This window comes from Nonomuraea sp. NPDC049269 (assembly GCF_043197155.1).
GTDB lineage: Bacteria > Actinomycetota > Actinomycetes > Streptosporangiales > Streptosporangiaceae > Nonomuraea.
The window spans coordinates 156,751-174,980 of the sequence record NZ_JBICSO010000006.1 but is presented as its reverse complement, the minus strand read 5'-3'; the positions used below and the strand labels follow the sequence as shown (position 1 = coordinate 174,980).

The 18,230-nt window shown below is 70.4% G+C and carries 16 protein-coding genes; 7 read left to right on the top strand and 9 right to left on the bottom strand.

Annotation, left to right across the window (positions count from 1 at the left end):
- The first annotated feature begins 49 nt into the window (after nt 1–49).
- The 4 genes from ACGFNP_RS32670 to ACGFNP_RS32655 all read left to right on the top strand — a co-directional run bounded on the left by ACGFNP_RS32670 (nt 50) and on the right by ACGFNP_RS32655 (nt 3,810).
- Nucleotides 50–883 carry an amidohydrolase family protein gene (locus ACGFNP_RS32670; protein WP_358328427.1) on the top strand — a complete coding sequence of 278 codons (834 nt, stop codon included), beginning with the start codon at nt 50–52 and terminating at the stop codon, nt 881–883.
- Between the two features lie 19 nt (nt 884–902).
- On the top strand, nt 903–1,439 hold the full coding sequence (locus tag ACGFNP_RS32665) for a hypothetical protein (protein ID WP_358328430.1): 537 nt from the start codon (nt 903–905) through the stop codon (nt 1,437–1,439).
- Nucleotides 1,440–1,521: 82 nt separating this feature from the next.
- The gene (locus ACGFNP_RS32660) at nt 1,522–2,283 is read left to right on the top strand and encodes an isoprenyl transferase (protein ID WP_358328433.1); all 762 of its coding nucleotides are present in this window, start codon (nt 1,522–1,524) and stop codon (nt 2,281–2,283) included.
- Between the two features lie 207 nt (nt 2,284–2,490).
- A complete protein-coding gene (locus tag ACGFNP_RS32655) occupies nt 2,491–3,810 on the top strand; it encodes a PhoH family protein (RefSeq protein WP_358328436.1) in 1,320 nt (439 codons plus the stop codon).
- Between the two features lie 9 nt (nt 3,811–3,819).
- Here the strand turns inward: ACGFNP_RS32655 and ACGFNP_RS32650 are convergent, their stop codons facing one another.
- Genes ACGFNP_RS32650 through ACGFNP_RS32640 form a run of 3 tightly spaced genes read right to left on the bottom strand, consistent with a single transcriptional unit; the run spans nt 3,820 to nt 6,408 of the window.
- Nucleotides 3,820–4,332 (bottom strand): hypothetical protein, encoded by a 513-nt coding sequence (locus ACGFNP_RS32650; protein ID WP_393325275.1) that lies wholly within the window; start codon nt 4,330–4,332, stop codon nt 3,820–3,822.
- Nucleotides 4,325–5,737 (bottom strand): HAMP domain-containing sensor histidine kinase, encoded by a 1,413-nt coding sequence (locus ACGFNP_RS32645; protein WP_358328442.1) that lies wholly within the window; start codon nt 5,735–5,737, stop codon nt 4,325–4,327. Before ACGFNP_RS32645 ends, ACGFNP_RS32650 begins: the two co-directional genes overlap by 8 nt.
- On the bottom strand, nt 5,734–6,408 hold the full coding sequence (locus tag ACGFNP_RS32640; protein ID WP_358328446.1) for a response regulator transcription factor: 675 nt from the start codon (nt 6,406–6,408) through the stop codon (nt 5,734–5,736). Before ACGFNP_RS32640 ends, ACGFNP_RS32645 begins: the two co-directional genes overlap by 4 nt.
- A gap of 361 nt (nt 6,409–6,769) precedes the next feature.
- On the opposite strand from ACGFNP_RS32640, the gene ACGFNP_RS32635 reads away from it, so the two are divergent.
- Both ACGFNP_RS32635 and ACGFNP_RS32630 read left to right on the top strand, forming a co-directional pair.
- The gene (locus tag ACGFNP_RS32635; RefSeq protein ID WP_358328449.1) at nt 6,770–7,393 is read left to right on the top strand and encodes a lytic transglycosylase domain-containing protein; all 624 of its coding nucleotides are present in this window, start codon (nt 6,770–6,772) and stop codon (nt 7,391–7,393) included.
- 70 nt (nt 7,394–7,463) lie between these two features.
- On the top strand, nt 7,464–9,461 hold the full coding sequence (locus ACGFNP_RS32630; RefSeq protein WP_358328452.1) for a glycosyltransferase family 2 protein: 1,998 nt from the start codon (nt 7,464–7,466) through the stop codon (nt 9,459–9,461).
- On the opposite strand, the gene ACGFNP_RS32625 is transcribed toward ACGFNP_RS32630, so the two are convergent.
- The 5 genes from ACGFNP_RS32625 to ACGFNP_RS32605 are packed head-to-tail and all read right to left on the bottom strand — an operon-like array spanning nt 9,451 to nt 15,492.
- Nucleotides 9,451–10,581 (bottom strand): tannase/feruloyl esterase family alpha/beta hydrolase, encoded by a 1,131-nt coding sequence (locus tag ACGFNP_RS32625; protein WP_393325272.1) that lies wholly within the window; start codon nt 10,579–10,581, stop codon nt 9,451–9,453. The genes ACGFNP_RS32630 and ACGFNP_RS32625 overlap by 11 nt on opposite strands.
- Nucleotides 10,581–11,579, bottom strand: coding sequence for an alpha/beta fold hydrolase (locus ACGFNP_RS32620; RefSeq protein ID WP_393325270.1), 999 nt, complete (start codon nt 11,577–11,579; stop codon nt 10,581–10,583). Before ACGFNP_RS32620 ends, ACGFNP_RS32625 begins: the two co-directional genes overlap by 1 nt.
- Complete coding sequence (locus tag ACGFNP_RS32615; protein WP_358328459.1) at nt 11,576–12,847, bottom strand: MFS transporter; 1,272 nt, start codon at nt 12,845–12,847, stop codon at nt 11,576–11,578. Before ACGFNP_RS32615 ends, ACGFNP_RS32620 begins: the two co-directional genes overlap by 4 nt.
- Before the next feature lie 30 nt (nt 12,848–12,877).
- The gene (locus ACGFNP_RS32610) at nt 12,878–14,737 is read right to left on the bottom strand and encodes a helix-turn-helix domain-containing protein (RefSeq protein WP_393325267.1); all 1,860 of its coding nucleotides are present in this window, start codon (nt 14,735–14,737) and stop codon (nt 12,878–12,880) included.
- A 2-nt stretch (nt 14,738–14,739) separates the two neighbouring features.
- Nucleotides 14,740–15,492, bottom strand: a complete 753-nt coding sequence (locus ACGFNP_RS32605; protein ID WP_358328465.1) for a 3-hydroxybutyrate dehydrogenase — start codon at nt 15,490–15,492, stop codon at nt 14,740–14,742.
- 214 nt (nt 15,493–15,706) lie between these two features.
- Between ACGFNP_RS32605 and trpD the strand changes: the two genes are divergently transcribed.
- Nucleotides 15,707–16,789: an anthranilate phosphoribosyltransferase gene (gene trpD / locus ACGFNP_RS32600; RefSeq protein ID WP_358328468.1), complete on the top strand. Its 1,083-nt coding sequence runs from the start codon at nt 15,707–15,709 to the stop codon at nt 16,787–16,789.
- Between the two features lie 9 nt (nt 16,790–16,798).
- Here the strand turns inward: trpD and ACGFNP_RS32595 are convergent, their stop codons facing one another.
- Complete coding sequence (locus tag ACGFNP_RS32595; protein ID WP_358328471.1) at nt 16,799–18,190, bottom strand: class II fumarate hydratase; 1,392 nt, start codon at nt 18,188–18,190, stop codon at nt 16,799–16,801.
- Nucleotides 18,191–18,230: the final 40 nt, after the last annotated feature.

Genomic DNA, 18,230 nt, shown 5'->3' with positions numbered 1-18,230 from the left:
CGGCGCGACCTCTTGCTCTGGTATATCCAGACATCCTAGGTTTTGTCGGATGATGGTTGATGCGCACCAGCATTTCTGGAATGTCGACACCGGCTGGTACACCTGGCTGACCCCCGACCTCGGCCCGCTCTACCGCACCTACGCCCCGGACGATCTGCGGCCGGAGCTCGACGCCACCGGCATCGAGGCCACGGTCCTGGTCCAGGCCGCCAACTCCTACGACGACACCGACGCCATGCTGGCCCAGGCCGACGCGCACGACTTCATCGCCGCCGTCGTCGGCTGGGTGCCGCTGGACCGGCCGGAGGAGGCGGCGGAGGCCATCGGCCGCTACCGGAGACATCCGAAGTTTGCCGGTGTCCGCCATCTCATCCACGACGAACCCGACCCCGACTGGGTGGTCCAGGACACCGTGCTGGAGTCGCTCGGACTGCTGGCCGAGGCCGGGCTGACGCTCGACGTGCCGTCGCTGCTGCCGCGGCACCTCGACCACGTGGTCACGCTCGCCGAACGCCACCCGAGCCTGAAGATCGTCATCGACCACCTGTCCAAGCCGCGGATCAAGGACCACGAGTGGGAGCCGTGGGCCGCCCAGCTCACCCGTGCCGCCGCCTGCCCCAACGTGTACGCCAAGGTCTCGGGGCTGGTCACCGAGGCCGACCACCGCGCCTGGACCGTGGAGGACCTCAGGCCCTACGTCGAGCACGCGGTCGAGACGTTCGGGCCCGAGCGGCTGATGTACGGCAGCGACTGGCCCGTCGCCCTGCTGGCGGCCGACTACCGGACGGTCTGGGAGGTGGCCACGGCCCTGCTCGGCGGTACCGACAAGGACCGGGTATTTGGTGACACAGCTAGGTATTTCTACGGGTTTGACCGAGTTTGACGACGGATACTCTCTGGACATGGGAGGACTTCGCTGTGTCGACGGTTCGTACCTGACCGTCACGCCCATCCCGTGCATGGACAGCGTCGGCACGCCGTACGAGATCACTCTGGAGCTCCGCCGCGACGGCACCCCGTACGGGATCGTCGGCGAGAGGTGCGGCTGGCTGCTGGCGCGGCTGGCGCTCGGGGTGAGCCGGGCACGCGAGGGGCAGGGTCCGGCGGGACCCGGCGAAGCGGGCAAGTGGCCGGATCCCGACGACAGATTCCCGGTGGGCGAGGGCGGGAGCGAGTTGTTCTCGTTCCAATATCGCGCGAGGTCCGGCGCGATGACCGGCGGGGAGCTACGCTGCCAGCTCAGGACGATCCCCATCTGGCTTCCCGGCAAGCGTGAGTGGCGCGTGACGCGGAGGGCCTTCGTGGAAGCCTGGGGCTCCAGCGGAGTCGGGATGCGGGCGGTTCTGACATCGTCCGAGTTGGCCGCGTTCGTGCACGGACTGGTCGACGAGGTGGAGGACTGCCTCGGCGGCGGAGAAGGGCCCCGGGAATCCGGTTGAGGGAGCAGGCTGGGGTGAAACGCGGTGATAATTGCCTGTTGGGTCATTCGACCATAGGCACGGCACCGATGGGGAGGACTCCGTGGGCCTGCGCGATCTGGTCTACCGGCTGTACGAGCACCGGCTGGAGACCAAGCTGTCGAAGGACAGCGTCCCCCGGCACGTCGGGGTCATCATCGATGGCAACCGGCGGTGGGCGCGGGCCATGGGGATGCGCGACGTGGCCAGCGGGCACCGTAAGGGTGCCGACAAGATAGCCGAGCTGGTCACCTGGTGCCGCGAGACCGGCGTCGAGGTGGTCACCATCTGGATGCTGTCCAACGACAACCTCAACCGGCCGGCCGAAGAGCTGGAGCCGCTGCTGCGCATCATCGAGGACGTGACCCAGGAGCTGGTGGAGTCGGGCTGGCGGATCAGCCCGGTCGGAGCGCTGGACCTGCTGCCCGACAGGACGGCGAATGTCCTGAAAAATGCAAAAGAAGTCACATCACACCGTCCCGGCCTGATTGTGAACGTTGCAGTTGGGTATGGAGGAAGGCGTGAGATTGCCGATGCGGTGCGCTCACTCCTCCAGGAGCACGCCAGCAAGGGTGCGAGCATCGAGGACCTCGTCGAGGTACTCGATGTCGAGCACATCGCGGAGCATCTCTACACTCGCGGCCAACCCGACCCGGACCTCCTCATCCGGACTTCAGGCGAGCAGCGCCTGTCGGGCTTCATGCTGTGGCAGAGCGCTCATTCCGAGTTCTACTTCCATGAGGCGTACTGGCCTGACTTCCGCAGGGTGGATTTCCTGCGGGCGCTGCGCGACTACGCCGCGAGGCATCGACGTTACGGTTCCTGACGGGACATCTGGGTATCCAGTACGTAACGTGAGAAGTGTCCGGTCACAGGCCGGACACTCCGGAGAGGGCCCGCCTTTGCACCACTATCTGCCGCGGGGGGCCGGAATCCGGCGCCGCCGGCATGTCGTGGTCGGGGACGCGGGTCCGGTCCGGTTCCCACCTCGTCTGCAGGGTGCCCGCTCGTATGGGCGCCCGGGGGAGAACGTGTGGCAGTGTCCTCGAGCAACCCTTCGACCAACCCGGCCAAGCGCACGTACGTGCTGGACACATCTGTCCTGCTAGCGGACCCGGCGGCCACGACCCGGTTCGCGGAGCACGACGTGGTCCTCCCAATCGTGGTGATCACCGAACTGGAGGGCAAGCGACACCACCCCGAACTCGGCTACTTCGCCAGGAAAGCCCTGCGCTACCTCGACGATCTGCGAGTTCAGTACGGCCGGCTGGACGAGCCGATGCCGACGGGAGACGGCACGATCAGGGTTGAGCTCAACCACAGCGATCCATCCATCCTGCCGGTCGGATTCCGACTAGGTGACAACGACACCCGCATCCTGACCGTGGCGCGCTCGCTCGCCGCCGAAGGCTGCGATGTCGTGCTGGTCTCCAAGGACCTGCCCATGCGGGTCAAGGCCGCCTCGATCGGCCTGGCGGCCGAGGAGTACCGCGCCGAGCTGGTCGTGGAGTCGGGCTGGACCGGGATGGCCGAGGTCCAGGTGACCACGGACGACGTGGGGACGCTCTTCGAGCACGGCACGGCCGACCTGGCGGAGGCCAGAGACCTGCCGACGCACACCGGCCTGCGGATGCTGTCGGCCAAGGGCTCGGCCCTCGGCCGCGTGCTGCCGGACAAGTCGGTACGGCTGGTGCGTGGGGACCGGGAGGTGTTCGGCCTGCACGGCCGGTCCGCGGAGCAGCGCATCGCGCTCGACCTGCTGATGGACCCGGAGATCGGGATCGTCTCGCTGGGCGGGCGCGCGGGCACCGGCAAGTCGGCGCTGGCACTCTGCGCGGGCCTGGAGGCCGTGCTGGAGCGCCGTCAGCACCGCAAGGTGGTCGTCTTCCGCCCGCTGTACGCCGTGGGCGGCCAGGAGCTCGGCTACCTGCCCGGCTCCGAGGGCGAGAAGATGGGGCCGTGGGCGCAGGCGGTCTTCGACACCCTGGGAGCGATCAGCTCTCCCGAGGTGATCGAGGAGGTGCTCGACCGCGGCATGCTGGAGGTGCTGCCGCTCACGCACATCCGCGGCCGCTCGCTGCACGACGCGTTCGTGATCGTGGACGAGGCCCAGTCGCTGGAGCGCGGGGTGCTGCTGACCGTGCTGAGCAGGATCGGCGCCAACTCCCGGGTGGTGCTCACCCACGACATCGCCCAGCGTGACAACCTGCGGGTCGGCAGGCACGACGGCGTGGTGGCGGTGGTGGAGAAGCTGAAGGGCCATCCGCTGTTCGCGCACGTCACGCTGACCAGGTCGGAGCGGTCCCCGATCGCCGCGCTGGTGACGGAGATGCTGGAGGACATCACCCTCTAGCTCGACAGATCACTTCAGTTCGCCGCAGATGAACCGTCCCTCCGTCTTGGAGGGGCGGTTCTCCGGGTATACGTGGATGATCTTGACCTGCTCGAACGCCGCGTCCTGCTGGGCCGTACAGACGATCTGGGCCTTGGCCAGCCTGCTGAGCGTGCCCTCGCCCCTGACGAAGACGGTCAGCGTCGAGGTCCGCGGCAGTTGGACCTCGTCGCGCTGAATGGGGTTGAGCGAGTCCTCGATGCGCTCGAAGGTGAAGCCGCGCAGGGCGGTGTCCCGGTCGCCCAGCGGCAGGCCGGAGGCGTCGAACAGGGCGGTGAGCAGGCTGCTGACCGTGTCGGAGTCGACGTCGGCCGGCTCCAGCGTCAGCTTGCCGTTCTTGAGCAGGTAGATCGTCTTCGAGGGCGGCGGCACCTCGATGACCGGCGGCGTGGCCCGTACCTCGACGTCTGTGGGGGAGATGCCGCAGGCGGCCACCGTCAGGAGGGCGAGGAGGGCGGCGGCGAGGGCGCGACGGTCAGCCATGGGGCAGCCAGACCGTGAAGAGCGTGCCCGGATCCTGCCGGCGCACCGAGATCGTGCCGCCGTGCAGGTGCACGTTGGCCCGCGCGATGGCCAGGCCGAGACCGCTGCCCTGGCTGCGCGCCCGGCCCGCGCCGGCCTTGAAGAAGCGGTCGAAGACGTGGGCCATCGCCTCGGCCGGGATGCCCTTGCCGTGGTCGCGTACCTTGACCTCCAGCCCGTTCTTCGTGGCCCTGGCGGTGACCACCACGGGGGGCAGCCCGTGCTTGAGCGCGTTGCCGACGAGGTTGGCCACGATGACGTCGAACCTCCTGGGGTCGAGGTTGACCGTCAGCACGTGGGAGGCGGCGACCTCCACCTGCTCGCCCCAGCCGCGTACCTCCAGGCAGTCGAGGATGGCGTCGGCCACGTTGACCGGCTCCAGGTTGAGCGTCGCGGTGCCCGCGTCGAAGCGGCTGATCTCGATGAGGTGCTCGACCAGCCCGCGCAGCCGCTCGATCTCCCGCAGCACCAGGCGTACCGCCTCCGCGGGCGCGCTGGGCAGGCGCTCGGCCTCCTCAGAGAGCATGTCGGCCACGGCGGTCATCGCGGTGAGCGGGGTGCGCAGCTCGTGCGAGACGTCGGCGACGAAGCGGCGCGACAGCGCCTCCAGCGAGCGCAGCTCCGACACGCTGAGCTCCAGCGCCGCCGCCGCGTCGTTGAACCTGGAGGTGAGCTCGGCCAGCTCGTCCTGACCGTGCACGGGCAGGCGCGTGTCGAGGCGGCCCTGGCCGAGCGCCTGCGCGGCGGCGCTGAGCCGCCTGACGGGCAGCAGCACCTGCCTGGCCGACAGCAGGGCCACGACCAGGGCGATCAGCAGGATGACCACGCCGCCCTGGGTGAGCTTGCCCTTCAGCGTGGCCAGCTCGCGCTCGTCGTCGCGCAGCGGGAAGAACACGAAGGCCCGCAGGCCGGTGGCCTCGGGTTCGGTGCTGGTCTCGCGGTAGACCTCGGCGCCGACGACGAGCCAGAGCTCGTCGTGGATGAGCTTGCGCTGGGTGACGACGTTCCGCTTGGCCCGGCCGTACAGCTCGTTGGGCACGTCGTTCATGTTGAGCGGGCCCTCGGCGTAGGTCAGGTTCTTGTACTCGACCACGACGCTGCGGCCGGGTCCGTTGAGTGACTGGGCGACGTTCTCCAGGTTCTTGGTGGTGGGCGGGGCCTCGCCCTGCCTGAGCGTGCCTACCGGGAAGGTGATGCGGCCCAGTTCCCTGGTCACCAGGTCGATGGAGGTGTCCTCGGCCCGCTTGACGAGCGCCGACTTGGCCAGCTCGAAGCCGATGGTCGCGACGAGGAAGGAGGCGGTGACGGCGACCAGGGTGAACGTGATGACCAGGCGCGCGCGCAGCCCGGTGGGCAGCGGTATCACGGAGGGCTGAACCGGTAGCCGAACCCGCGCACGGTGTGGATGAACACCGGCTCCGCGGGCTTCGGCTCGATTTTCGCGCGTACCCGCTGCACGCAGGCGTCGACCAGCCGCGAGTCGGCCACGTGGGTGTGGTCCCAGACGGCCCGCAGCAGGTAGCGGCGGTTGAGCACCTGGCCGGGATGCCGGACGAGCTCCAGCAGCAGCCGCAGCTCGGTCGGGGTCAGGTGGATCTCCTTGCTGGCCAGCGTGACCTTCAGCGCGCCCCGGTCGATCATGAGGTCGCCGAACGAGATCCGGTCGGAGGCGGAGGACTCGGCCCGGCGCAGGATGGCGCGGATGCGCGCGTCCAGGACCCGCGGCTCGACCGGCTTGACCACGTAGTCGTCAGCGCCCGCCTCCAGCCCGACCACCACGTCGAGGTCGTCGCCGCGCGCGGTGAGCAGGATGACCGGGAGCTGGTCGAGTCGGCGGATGCGCCGGCACACCTCGACCCCGTCGATGCCGGGCAGCATGACGTCGAGGATGGCGATCTCGGGACGGCGGGACCTGATGTGGTCGAGCGCTTCCTCGCCGGTCGCGTAAGACGTGACGGAGTGCCCCTGCCTGGTCAGCGCCAGCTCCAGAGCAGTGCGGACGGAGGGATCGTCTTCGACGAGGAGGATGCCAGCCACGCGAACATTATTCTTCCATGCCGACTGTCCTTGCGTTCCGTCATGAAACTGTGACATGGCGCGCACAGGACTACAAACAACGACGGGCACGCTTAAAGCGGCCCTCCCTTCGGTTACGGGCGCCCGAGGGGCGGGCCGGTGATGTGAGGAAAATCACATGTTTCGGGAAACTGGCCGCCAACCAGCCTGTTAGTAAATGCGGCGCCAACCAGATGTCCCGTTTCGGTTGCGGACCACCCCCCATGACAGGGCAAGCTCATGGGTCGTGAGCCCTGGTCCGCAGTTGAGTGAGCGTCCCGCGTCGGAAACCTCCCGCTCGGCACGCCGACCGGCCCGTTCGTCCGCGCAGAAGGTGAAGCGCGTGGCGGTCATCGGGTTGTCCGTCGTGATCGTCTGTGGTGGCGGTGGTTTCGTCGCCTACCGAGCGATCCAGAACGCCAACACCCCGCCCACGCCGATCTCGGCGGAGGACTTCGGCCGGATCGCCAGCGGCGACCTCTACGCGCCCGACCCCGCCAGCGACGCGCTCAAGGAGGCGGGAGTCAAGGCGTACCAGGCGAAGAAGCTCAAGGAAGGCCGTAAGAACACCAAGGCCGACTTCGACTGGATCGAGGTCAAGAAGAAGGGTCCGGGCGGCGACGGGTTCCCGCCCGCCAACTTCCCGCCGGGCAGCGACCCCTCGCCGGGCAGCAACAAGGCCGTCGCCAAGCAGATGCTGTCCGGAGCCGGCTTCGGCAGCGACCAGTGGGGCTGCCTGGAGCGGCTCTGGCAGAAGGAGAGCGGCTGGAACGAGCGGGCGATGAACCGCTACTCCGGCGCCTACGGCATCCCGCAGTCCCTGCCCGGCAGCAAGATGGCCAGCGCGGGCGGTGACTGGCAGACCAACGCCGCCACCCAGATCAAATGGGGTCTCGGCTATATCAAGGGCCGCTACGGCACGCCCTGCGGCGCCTGGGGGCACTCGCAGTCCACGGGATGGTATTAACAGCCCATCTTTCCCTCTGCAATCGGCAAGCCGCCACGCCCGATGAGACAGCCCGGCGCACCCTGTCCGCATGGGTGTGAAGGTCAGTGTGATCGTCAGTGTCCACAACCCGGGAAGCCGTGCGGACGCGTGCATCCGCTCCGTCCTGGAGCAGAGCATGCCCTCGGACGACTATGAAGTGATCTTCGTGGACGACGGCTCCATGGACGGGATCGCGGAGCGACTCGACACGGTCGCCGCCGTCCGCAGGAACGTCCGCGTGCTGCACCTTCCGCACACCGGCTCACCGATGCGGGGACGCAACGTCGGCATGGCCGCCGCCAAGGGCGACTACGTGTACCTGATGGAGCAGGGCGACCGGCTGGAGCGCGACGCGCTGCTCAGCATGTACGAACGGGCCGTCGAGACCGACGCCGACGTCCTGGTCGGCCGCCTGGTGCGGGACACGGGGCCGCCGGTGACCGCGTTCGTCCGCAACCGGGGACGCGCCGACCTGCTGCGCGACCGGCTGCTCAGCCTGCTCACGCCGCACAAGCTCTACCGCCGCGCCTTCCTGGAGGAGCACGAGCTGGGCTTCCCCGTGCCCGGCGGGCAGGTGGCCGAGCAGGCGTTCTCGGTCCGGGCCTACCTGCAGGCCAAGGTCGTCGCCGTGCTGGCCGACCAGATCTGCTGCCACATCGGCGAGCGCGACGAGGCGGCGGAGGACCCGCGCACCGCCGTGGCCGAGCTCCGGACGCTGCTCGCCGCCATCGACGCCTACGTGGGCGACGGCCGCCAGCGTGACCGCATGTACGGCCACTGGTTCCGCTCCACCGTGCTCAAGCCGCTGCTGACCAGCCGGTTCGCCGCCTCGTCCGTGGACCGGGGCATGCACTTCAGGCTGATCAGGCAGCTCGTGCTCGACAGCTTCCCCGAGCGCCTCGACCAGTACCTGCCCGTCCAGCTGCGGGTCGTGGCCGCCTTCGTCCGCGCCGGGCGGCTGGATCAGCTCGTCGTCCTGGCCAACTCCTCCAAGCGGGCCGGGCTGCGCGCGGACCTGAGCGAGGTCCGCTGGGACGCGCAGGTTCTGGTGCTCGAGCTCTCCGTGGAGGTCCTGGGCGGCGACGGGGGGCCGGCCAGGTTCCGTACGAGCGGTGAGCGCCTGCTGTGGCAGCCGCCCCGCTCGGTCGACGCCAAGCTGCTGCCCGACAGCGTCACGGACGTCACCGGCGCCGTCGAGCGCGCCCGCATGGAGGTGTACGTACGGCACAGCGAGACGGGCGTCATCCACTACCTGCCGGTCGCCTACCGGGTCGAACGGGTCCCGGACGGGCGTCGCCACGTCCGGATCCAGATCGTCGGCGAGGCCAGGGTCGACGTGACCGCGGCGGCGCTCGGCGAGCCGCTCAAGGCCGGCCAGTGGGAGGTGCACGTCCGCATGTTCGGCGGCGCGCACCAGGCCAGGAGCCGGGTCCGCCGCCCGGACGGCCCGCTCAACTGCCTCGGCGTGCTCGCCCAGCAGCCCAGGATGCGCCTGGTGCTGCCCTGCTGGAGCGACGCGGGCGAGCTCGGGCTCGCCATCGAGCCGCGCTCGTTCTCGGAGTCGATCGCGCTGGTGTCGCCGGGCGTGACCATCAGGCGGCAGGAGGGGCACCTGTACGTCGTGCTGCCCGTGCCGTACGTGCCGCCGAGCGGCGGCCCCGCGCTGGAGCTGGTGCTGCGCAACACCTCGCGCCGGCCACGAGAGGTGTCCGCGCCCGCGCTGGTCGAGCCGGGGGTGCCGGGCAAGATCGCCGGCCAGCTGGTGGCCAAGGTGCCGGTCAAGCGGATGCTGCCGGGCAAGGACAGCCTCGGCCCCGGCGCCTGGCTCTCCTCGCTGCGCACCGCCGACGACGAGACCGGCCTGCGGTTCGGGCTGGAGGTACGCAGGGGCAGGATCGAGGTGCGGCCGTCGGCGGCCATGGATCCCGAGCGGCGCTCGCCGATGGGCGGGGACACACTGCTGCACCGGCTCGGCCGCCGCCTGCCCGGCGCGCGGCACATGGTGCGTCTGGCGCGCGCGGGCAAGCATCGCTACCTCAGGGACTGACCCAGTCCTCCAGCTCCGTGAAGGAGTCCCTGAAGACCGGCAGGAGCGGCTTCAGCTTGCCGGGGTAGACGTCCACCAGACCGTCGAGGTGGTTGCCGCCCTCGACCCGGTGGTAGCGGAACGGCCGGTGCGGGCCGACCATCTTGGCGTAGACGTCGGAGTCGCGGGAGATCGGCAGCAGTGAGTCGAGCGTGCCGTGGATGGTGATGAGCGGCTTGGTGATCCGGCCGGTCAGCGCGATCTTGGCGATGGCCGCGTACGGCTTGCGCGCGTCGTAGTCGTAGTCCGCCGGGGCGCCCTCGTACGACGGGTCGAGCTCCTTCTGGTAGAGCTGCTGGGTGAGCTCCCAGTAGTACTGCCGGTGGAAGGGCCACAGGAACTCCGAGCCCGCGGCGAAGCCCGCCTGTTCCGGAGACCCCTTCAGCGCCTGGGGCAGGAAGTTGAGCAGGTTGTCGCCCTTGACCCGCCAGAGCGTGCCCTCCCAGTCGACGCCGCCGTCGTACAGGTGGCCGCGGTTCTCCAGTTGCCAGCGGACGAGGTAGCCGCCGTTGGAGATGCCGGCCATGAACGTGCGCCGGGGCGGCCGGCCGTACCGCTGCCTGACCACGGCCTTGGCCGCGACCGTCAGCTGGGTGACGCGCTCGTTCCACTCGGCGATCGCGTCTCCGGGGCGGCGGCCGTCGGTGTGGAACTGCGGGCCGGTGTTGCCCTTGTCCGTGGCGGCGAACGCGTAGCCCTTCGACAGCACCCAGTCGGAGATCGTGAAGTCGTTGGCGTACTGCTCCCTGTTGCCCGGGGTGCCGGTGACGACCAGGCCGCCGTTCCAGTTCTCGGGGAGCCTGATGACGAACTGGGAGTCGTGGTTCCAGCCGTGGTTGGTGTTGGTGGCCGAGGTGTCGGGGAAGTAGCCGTCGATCTGGACGCCGGGGACGCCGGTGGGGTTGACGGTGGCCGCAGAGTGCAGCCCGGCCCAGTCGGCCGGGTCGGTGTGACCCGTCCCGACGGTGCCCGCGGTGGTCAGGTCGTCCAGGCGGGCGCTGACCGTGTACTCGGCGCCGGGCACCGCCGGGCCCTGGCCGGGGGTCAGCAGGCTCGCCACCAGGGTTAACGCGACGATCATCAGGACTCCGCGAGATGGTCGGCCAGCAGGCGCTGGAAGTCGGCGGGTCGCTCCAGGTGCGGGCTGTGGCCGCACTCGTCGAGCACGGCCTCCCGATAGCGGCCGTAGCGGTCGAGCACGACCCTGGTCTGGGTCACCATGGGCTGCGCGGTGGTGCCGGGCGAGCCGGGCACCACGCCCAGCGCGCCGAGGTGGGCCAGGTCGAACAGCGAGGTGTCGGAGACGATCACGTCGTCGGTGCCCCTGATCCACAGGATGGGCGGCTTGGGGTCGATCTCGTGCAGGTCGCCGATCCGGAAGTGGGTGGGGGCCAAGGCGTTGAGCACGCCGTGCTTGCCCGGCGCCACGCCCGGCCACCGCGCCGACCCGACGGGGTCGCCCGGGTAATGGGCCTCGCCGACCCGGGTGGTGAGCATGGAGCGGAGGTAGAAGTCCTCATCGGGCACCGGATTCTTCACGTACGTGGCCCGGAACACCGAGCGAGGCGACGTCGGGGATTCGTCCGACATGTCGCCCGCCTTCAGGCGGGACACGAAGTCCGGATTGGCGCCCCCGGCACCCGCTCCCGTGCCGTCCGGGTGGGTGAGTCTGCCGTCCGCGCCCTCCGTGCCACCGAAGCCGTACGGGGAGACGGGGTTCACCAGCGTGACGCTCCCGACCATCGCGGGACGGTCGCGCAGCAGCTGCAGGACGATGCCGCCGCCCATGCTCCAGCCGACCAGGTGGACCCGCTCCAGGCCCAGCCGGTCGACCAGCTCGATCAGGTCGTCGGAGTAGTCGCGCAGGCCCCGCGTGGCGTCCACGGGCTCGGCGTCGGTCTCGCCGAACCCGCGCAGGTCCACCGCGAGCGGCCGGTACGCCTCGGGCAGGGCTGCCATGGTGTCCCGCCAGAACGCGCTCGACGAGACATTGCCGTGGACGAACAGCACGGGCTCGCCGGTCTCCCTGCCGTCCACGGTCAGGACGTGCTGGGTGAGCCTCGGCGTGGTGACCTTCATACGCGCACCTTCTCGGCCAGGTCGCGGCCCTGGGTCTCCCTGGCGGCGAAGACCGCGACCAGGGTGAGGACGGCCGCCAGGCCGAGGTAGATGGAGATCGGCAGGCTGCTGCCGTAGCTCTTCAGCAGCGCGACCGCGATGATCGGGGCCAGTGCCCCGGCCACGATCGCCGACAGCTGGGCGCCGATCGACACCCCGGTGTAGCGCATTCTGGTGCCGAACAGCTCGGCGAAGAAGGCCGCCTGCGGGCCGTACATCATGCCGTGGAAGAGCAGGCCCACGGTGACGGCGAGGGTGATGGCCAGGAAGTTGCCGGTGTTGACGAGCGGGAAGAACGCGAAGATCCACAGCCCGATGCCGGCCGCCCCGGCCAGGTACATCGGGCGGCGGCCGATCCGGTCCGACAGCGCGCCCCACATGGGGATCGTGACGAAGTGGATGGCCGAGGCGATCAGCACGGCGTTGAGCACGGTGGAGTTCTCGATCTTGTTGGCCTTCGCGTAGGTGATGACGAAGACCGTGAGCAGGTAGAAGGAGATGTTCTCCGCCAGCCGGGCGCCGATCGCGGTGACGACGTCCCGCCAGTGGTGGCGCAGCACGCCGATGATCGGCGCCGTCTCCTCCGGCTCGGCCTGCTGGAACACCGGCGACTCGGTGATCGACAGCCGGATCCACAGGCCGATCAGCACCAGCACGCCCGACAGCAGGAACGGCACCCGCCAGCCCCATGCCAGGAACGCCTCGTCCGACTGCCAGGCGGCCAGTATCGCCAGCACGCCGGTGGCCAGCAGGTTGCCGCCCGGCGCGCCCGCCTGCGGCCAGGAGGCCCAGAAGCCGCGCCGCGCCGCGTCGCCGTGCTCGGAGACGATCAGCACCGCGCCGCCCCACTCGCCGCCCAGCGCGAAGCCCTGCACCAGCCGGAGCAGGGTCAGCAGCAGCGGCGCGGCGGCGCCCACGCCCGCGTACGTCGGCAGGCAGCCGATCAGGAACGTGGCGGCGCCCATCAGCAGCAGGCTGACCACCAGCAGCCGTTTGCGGCCGAGCCGGTCGCCGAAGTGGCCGAAGATCAGGCCGCCGAGCGGACGGGCGACGAACCCGACGGCGTAGGTGAGGAACGCGAGAAGCGTCCCGGTCAGGGGGTCCTCGTTGGGGAAGAAGAGCTTGTTGAAGACGAGAGCGGCTGCCGAGCCGTACAGGAAGAAGTCGTACCACTCGATGGTGGTGCCGATCAGGCTCGCGGCGACGATCTTCTTGATGGAAGTGGCCATGCCGTCACGCTAGGGAGTGACCGGCGTCACTCATATGGCGTCGGGGCCCACAGTCTGTCGTGGGGATGTGTGGCCGAGCCGGTGCAGGCGGAGCGCGAGCTGGATCTCCAGCGCTCGCTCCGGCTCCAGCCAGCCGTCGCCCAGGAGCTTGCCGATGCGGTCGAGCCGCTGGGTGACGGTGTTGACGTGGATGTGCATGGCGTCGGCCGTACGGGAGGGCGAGCCGCCCGAGCCGAAATAGGCGGTCAGCGTGTCGGCCAGCACGGTGCCCCTGCGGGCGTCGTACTCGACCACCGGCCCGAGCACCGAGCCGACGTAGCCGGGCACGTCGCGGACGTCGCCGATCAGCAGGCCGACGAAGCCGAGCTCGCTCGCGCTCGCGCCGTCACCCGTCCGGCCCAGCGCGATGAGCGCCTCCGCGCAGCGCCGCGCCTCCTGGTAGGCCGCGGCGACGTCGCTCTTGCGCGACGCCCCGGCCGTGGCGGGGGTGTGCAGGGACGCGCTCAGCTCGGCCGCGACACGCTGCGCGATGGCGCCCGCGTCGCCGCCGGGCAGCAGCAGGACGACCTCTCCGGCTCGCCCGGCCGCCAGCCCATGGCGTACGGCCGCCTGGGACGACGCCCAGAACGCGGCCCGCTCGCGCTGCCCCTCATGCCGGACCACCACCATGACGTGCGGCGCGGTCAGGTCCACGCCCAGCCGGCGCGCCCGGTCGGTCAGCCCAGGAGAGCCGGGTCGGGAGATCAGGTCATCGAGCAGCTCGCCCCGCACCCGCCCCTCCGCCTCGGCCACGCTCCGGCGGAACAGCAACAGCAGCGCGCAGACCAGCGCCGCCCGCTCCAGGATGCGCTCGTCGGCGTCGTCGCTGCGCAGGATCAGCGTGCACAGTGGCTCGCCGCCGACGTCCACCGACGCGATCAGCAGATCCGCCCGGCGCACGGTACGGCCCAGCGCCCTGGACGCCTGCGCGGCCTCGAACACGCCCGGATCCAGCTCGCCGACGTCTCCGGTGATCGGCCGGCCCAGGTCGTCGAGTACGGCCAGCGAACCGCCGAGCACGTCGGTCACCACGGCGGCCACGTCCTCGATGCCGCCGCCCCGCAGCACCAGCGAGGTCATCCGGTCGTGGGCCAGCGCGGCGCGTTCGACGGCCTGGCCGTGCTCCCTGACCGTGCGGTGCGCGGTGGACAGCTCTTCGAGGGCGTTCCTGGTCTCCTGGAGCAGCCTGGCGTTGTCGATCGCGACGGCCGCGTGCGCCGCCAGGCTCGCCAGCAGCGACACCTCCTCCTGCAGGAACGGCCTGGCGCTGCGGTTGGCGGCGAACAGCACGCCGATCACCCGCTGCCCCAGCCGCAGCGGCACGCCGAGGATCGCGACCAGCCCTTCCTCGGTGACGGCTTCGTCGATGTGGTTCTTGTGGTGGAAGCGGGCGTCGGCGAAGTAGTCGGCGGTCGCGTACGGCGTGGCGCTCTGCGCGACCAGCCCGCCCAGCCCCGCGCCCATGGCCAGCCGGAGCGCCCGGAATTTGGCCGAGATCGAACCGTCCGTCACCTGCATGTACGTGTCGCCGCGGGCGGGATCGTGCAGCGTGAGGTAGGCGGTGTCGGTCGCGAGCAACTGCCTGGCGCGGTGCACGATCGCCTCCAGCACCGCATCGAGGTCGCGCAGCGCGGCCAGGTCGTTGGCGGTGTCGTAGAGCGCCGACAGCTCGGCCTCGCGCCTGGCCCGGCGTTTCAGCAGCGCGCGCACCTTGAGCGCGTCGACCTTGGCCAGCTCCAGCTCCTCGACCGTCGCCGCGTCGGCGCCCGCGGCCCTGGCCTGGATGATCGGCCCCTCGAACTCGACCGCCGACGCCTCCCGGGCCAACAGTTCCAGAAAGCGCCTGCTCATTGTTAGCGCGCCGTCCAGCCGCCGTCGACGGGGAGGGAGACGCCGGTGATGAACGACCCGGCCGGGCCGCAGAGGTAGGCGACCAGTTCGGCCACCTCCTCGGGCTCGATCAGCCGCTTGATCGCCGCGGGCTGGAGCATGATGTCCTCGACGACCTCGCCCGGGTCGATGTCGTGCGCCTTCGCCTGGTCGGCGATCTGGCTCTCGACCAGCCCGGTCCGTACGTACGCCGGGCACACGCAGGTGGAGGTCACCCCGTGGGCCGCCCCTTCGAGCGCGACGACCTTGGAGAACCCCTCCAGCCCATGCTTGGCCGCCGTGTACGCCGACTTGTACGGCGAAGCCCGCAGCCCGTGCACCGACGAGATGTTGACGAACCGCCCCCAGCCCCGCTCGTACATCCCCGGCAGCACCTGCCGCGCGATCAGGAACGGTGCCTCGACCATGACCCGCAGCATCGTCCCGAACACCGCGGGCGGGAACTCCTCGATCGGCGCCACATGCTGGAACCCCGCGTTGTTGACCACGATGTCGACGGGCTCCTCCGGCAGGGCGCGGACGAACTCCGGATCGCTCAGGTCCGCCACCACCGGCACCCCGCCGAGCTCGGCGGCCACCTTCTCCGCGGACTCCGCGCTCCGGTCGACGACCAGCACCCTCGCCCCGCCGGCGGCCAGCCGTCTCGCGCAGGCGGCCCCGATCCCGGCTCCGCCCCCTGTGACCAGCGCCGTCCGCCCAGTCAGCTCCTTCGCCATGTCTCCGACCCTAAGCGCTCGCGGGGCGAACATGGCATGGGTGTCCACTACATAGATCGTTATCGCCTTATGTGGTGTGTCTGGGAGGCCGCGCCGCCCGCCTCCCTGATACGGTTTCCCTATGCACGCGTATTCGTACTCCTGGTGGCCCGCCTTCTAGGCGGTCCTCCTAGCGCATACGCACCCCGGCCGCCTCGACGAGGCGGCCGTCGTCATGTCCGGACCCCCTTGTCGAGCACCCCAGACGAAAGGGCGTTCCGTGACAACCTGGCCAGCGCTGCTCAGCACACTCCTCGACGGCACCTCGCTCACCTCCGTTCAGGCCGCCTGGGCCATGGACCAGATCATGTCGGGCGCCGCCACGGACGCCCAGATCGCTGCCTTCGCCATCGCCCTGCGGGCCAAGGGCGAGACCGTGGCGGAGGTCTCCGGCCTGGCCGACGGCATGCTCGCCAGATCGGCGGCCATCAGGATCCCCGGCGACCCGGTCGACCTGGTCGGCACCGGCGGCGACCGGGCCAACACGGTCAACGTCTCGACCATGGCGGCCATCGTGGCGGCGGCGGCCGGAGCCAAGGTCGTCAAGCACGGCGGCCGGGCCGCCTCATCGAGCACCGGGGCCGCCGACCTGCTGGAGGAGCTCGGCCTGGTCATCGACCTGCCGCCGGCCGGCGTCGCCCGGGTCGTGGAGGAGGTCGGCATCACGTTCTGCTTCGCGCCGACCTTCCACCCGGCGCTGAAACGCACCTCCGGGGCGCGGCGGGAGCTGGGCGTGCCGACGGTCTTCAACTTCCTCGGCCCCCTCACCAACCCCGCCCTGCCGGCCGCGCAGGCGGTCGGCGTCTTCCACCCGGACCTGGCGCCGGTCATCGCGGGCGTCCTCGCGGAGCGCGGCGGCTCCTCGCTGGTCTTCCGTGGCGACGACGGCCTCGACGAGCTCACCACCTCCGGCCCCTCGGCCGTCTGGCTCGTACGCAGGGGCACCGTGACCCCGACCCGCTTCGACCCGGCGGACCTGTCGATCCCGCGAGCACACCCGTCCGACCTGGTCGGCGGCGACGCGGCGCACAACGCGGCAGTGGCCAGGGCGGTCCTCGCGGGCGAGCGGGGGCCGGTCCGCGACATCGTGCTCCTGAACGCGGCAGCCGCCCTGGTGGCGGCCGACGGCACACCCCCGGCCGACGGCCTCACCACGGCTCTCGCCCAGGCCTACAAGCGAGCGGGTGACGCCGTCGACTCAGGTGCCGCCTCGACCCTGCTCACCCGCTGGATCCACGCCACCCACCGGGCGGTTTGAAGCTGTCCGTCACTTGGCGGGCCGGGTCATGGAGAGCACGTCCAGCAGGGCGTCGAGTTGCTCCTCCGTGAGCCGGCCGGCCGCCACGTGGCCGCGTTCGATGACCACCTCGCGGATCGTCTTGCGCTCCGCCAACGCCTGCTTGGCGATCTTCGCCGCCTCCTCGTAGCCCACATACCGGTTCAGCGGCGTGACGATCGACGGCGACGACTCCGCGTACTCCCGCAGCCGCGGCACGTTCGCCGTGATCCCGGCCACGCACCGGTCGGCCAGCAGCCGTGAGACGTTCGCCAGCAGCCGGATCGACTCCAGGATGTTGCGCGCGATGACCGGCAGCTGCACGTTCAGCTCGAAGCTGCCCGACGCGCCCGCGAACGTGATCGCCGCGTCGTTGCCGATGACCTGCGCCGCGACCATGGCCGTGGCCTCGGGGATCACCGGGTTGACCTTGCCGGGCATGATGGACGACCCCGGCTGCAGGTCCGGCAGGTTGATCTCACCGAGCCCGGCGCGCGGCCCGGAGCCCATCCACCGGAGATCGTTGGCGATCTTGTTGAGCGAGACCGCCACCACCTTCAGCTGCCCCGAGAGCTCGACGATGGAGTCCTGCGCGCTCTGCGCCTCGAAGTGGTCCATCGCCTCCCGGAACGGGATCCCGGTCGCCTCACGCAGCTTCTCGATCGCCAGGTTCGCGAAGCCCGGCGGGGTGTTGATGCCAGTGCCCACCGCCGTGCCGCCCAGGGGCAGCTCGAGTACGTGCCCGAGCGCCGACCTCACCCGTACGGAGCCGTGCTCGATCTGCGTGGCGTAGCCGCCGAACTCCTGCCCCAGCGTCACGGGCGTGGCGTCCATGAGATGCGTCCGGCCCGACTTCACCACCTGGTCGAACTGGATCGCCTTGGCGCGCAGCGCCGCCGCCAGGTGTTCCAGCGAGGGCAGCAGGTGGTAGGTCACCTCCGTCGCCGCCGCCACGTGGATCGAGGTCGGGAACACGTCATTGGACGACTGCGAGGCGTTGACGTGGTCGTTCGGGTGCACGGGCCGGCCCAGCCGCTCCTGGGCCAGCGTCGCGATGACCTCGTTGGCGTTCATGTTGGACGAGGTGCCGGAACCGGTCTGGAAGACGTCGATCGGGAAGTGGTCGTCGTGCTCGTTCTCCGCGACGTCGGCCGCGGCCTGCGCGATGGCCTCGGACAGATCCTTTTCGAGTACGCCGAGCTCTCCGTTGACCTCGGCGGCGACCGCCTTGATCAGGCCGAGCGCGGCGATGTGCGACGGCTCCAGCGGCCGTCCGGACACCGGGAAGTTCTCCACCGCCCGCTGTGTCTGCGCGCGCCATCTGGCTCCGACCGGAACGCGCACCTCACCCATGGAGTCATGTTCAATGCGGAACTCGCTCATGCCTCCCAGTCTGGCTCACGCCTGCCGGATCACCCCGAAA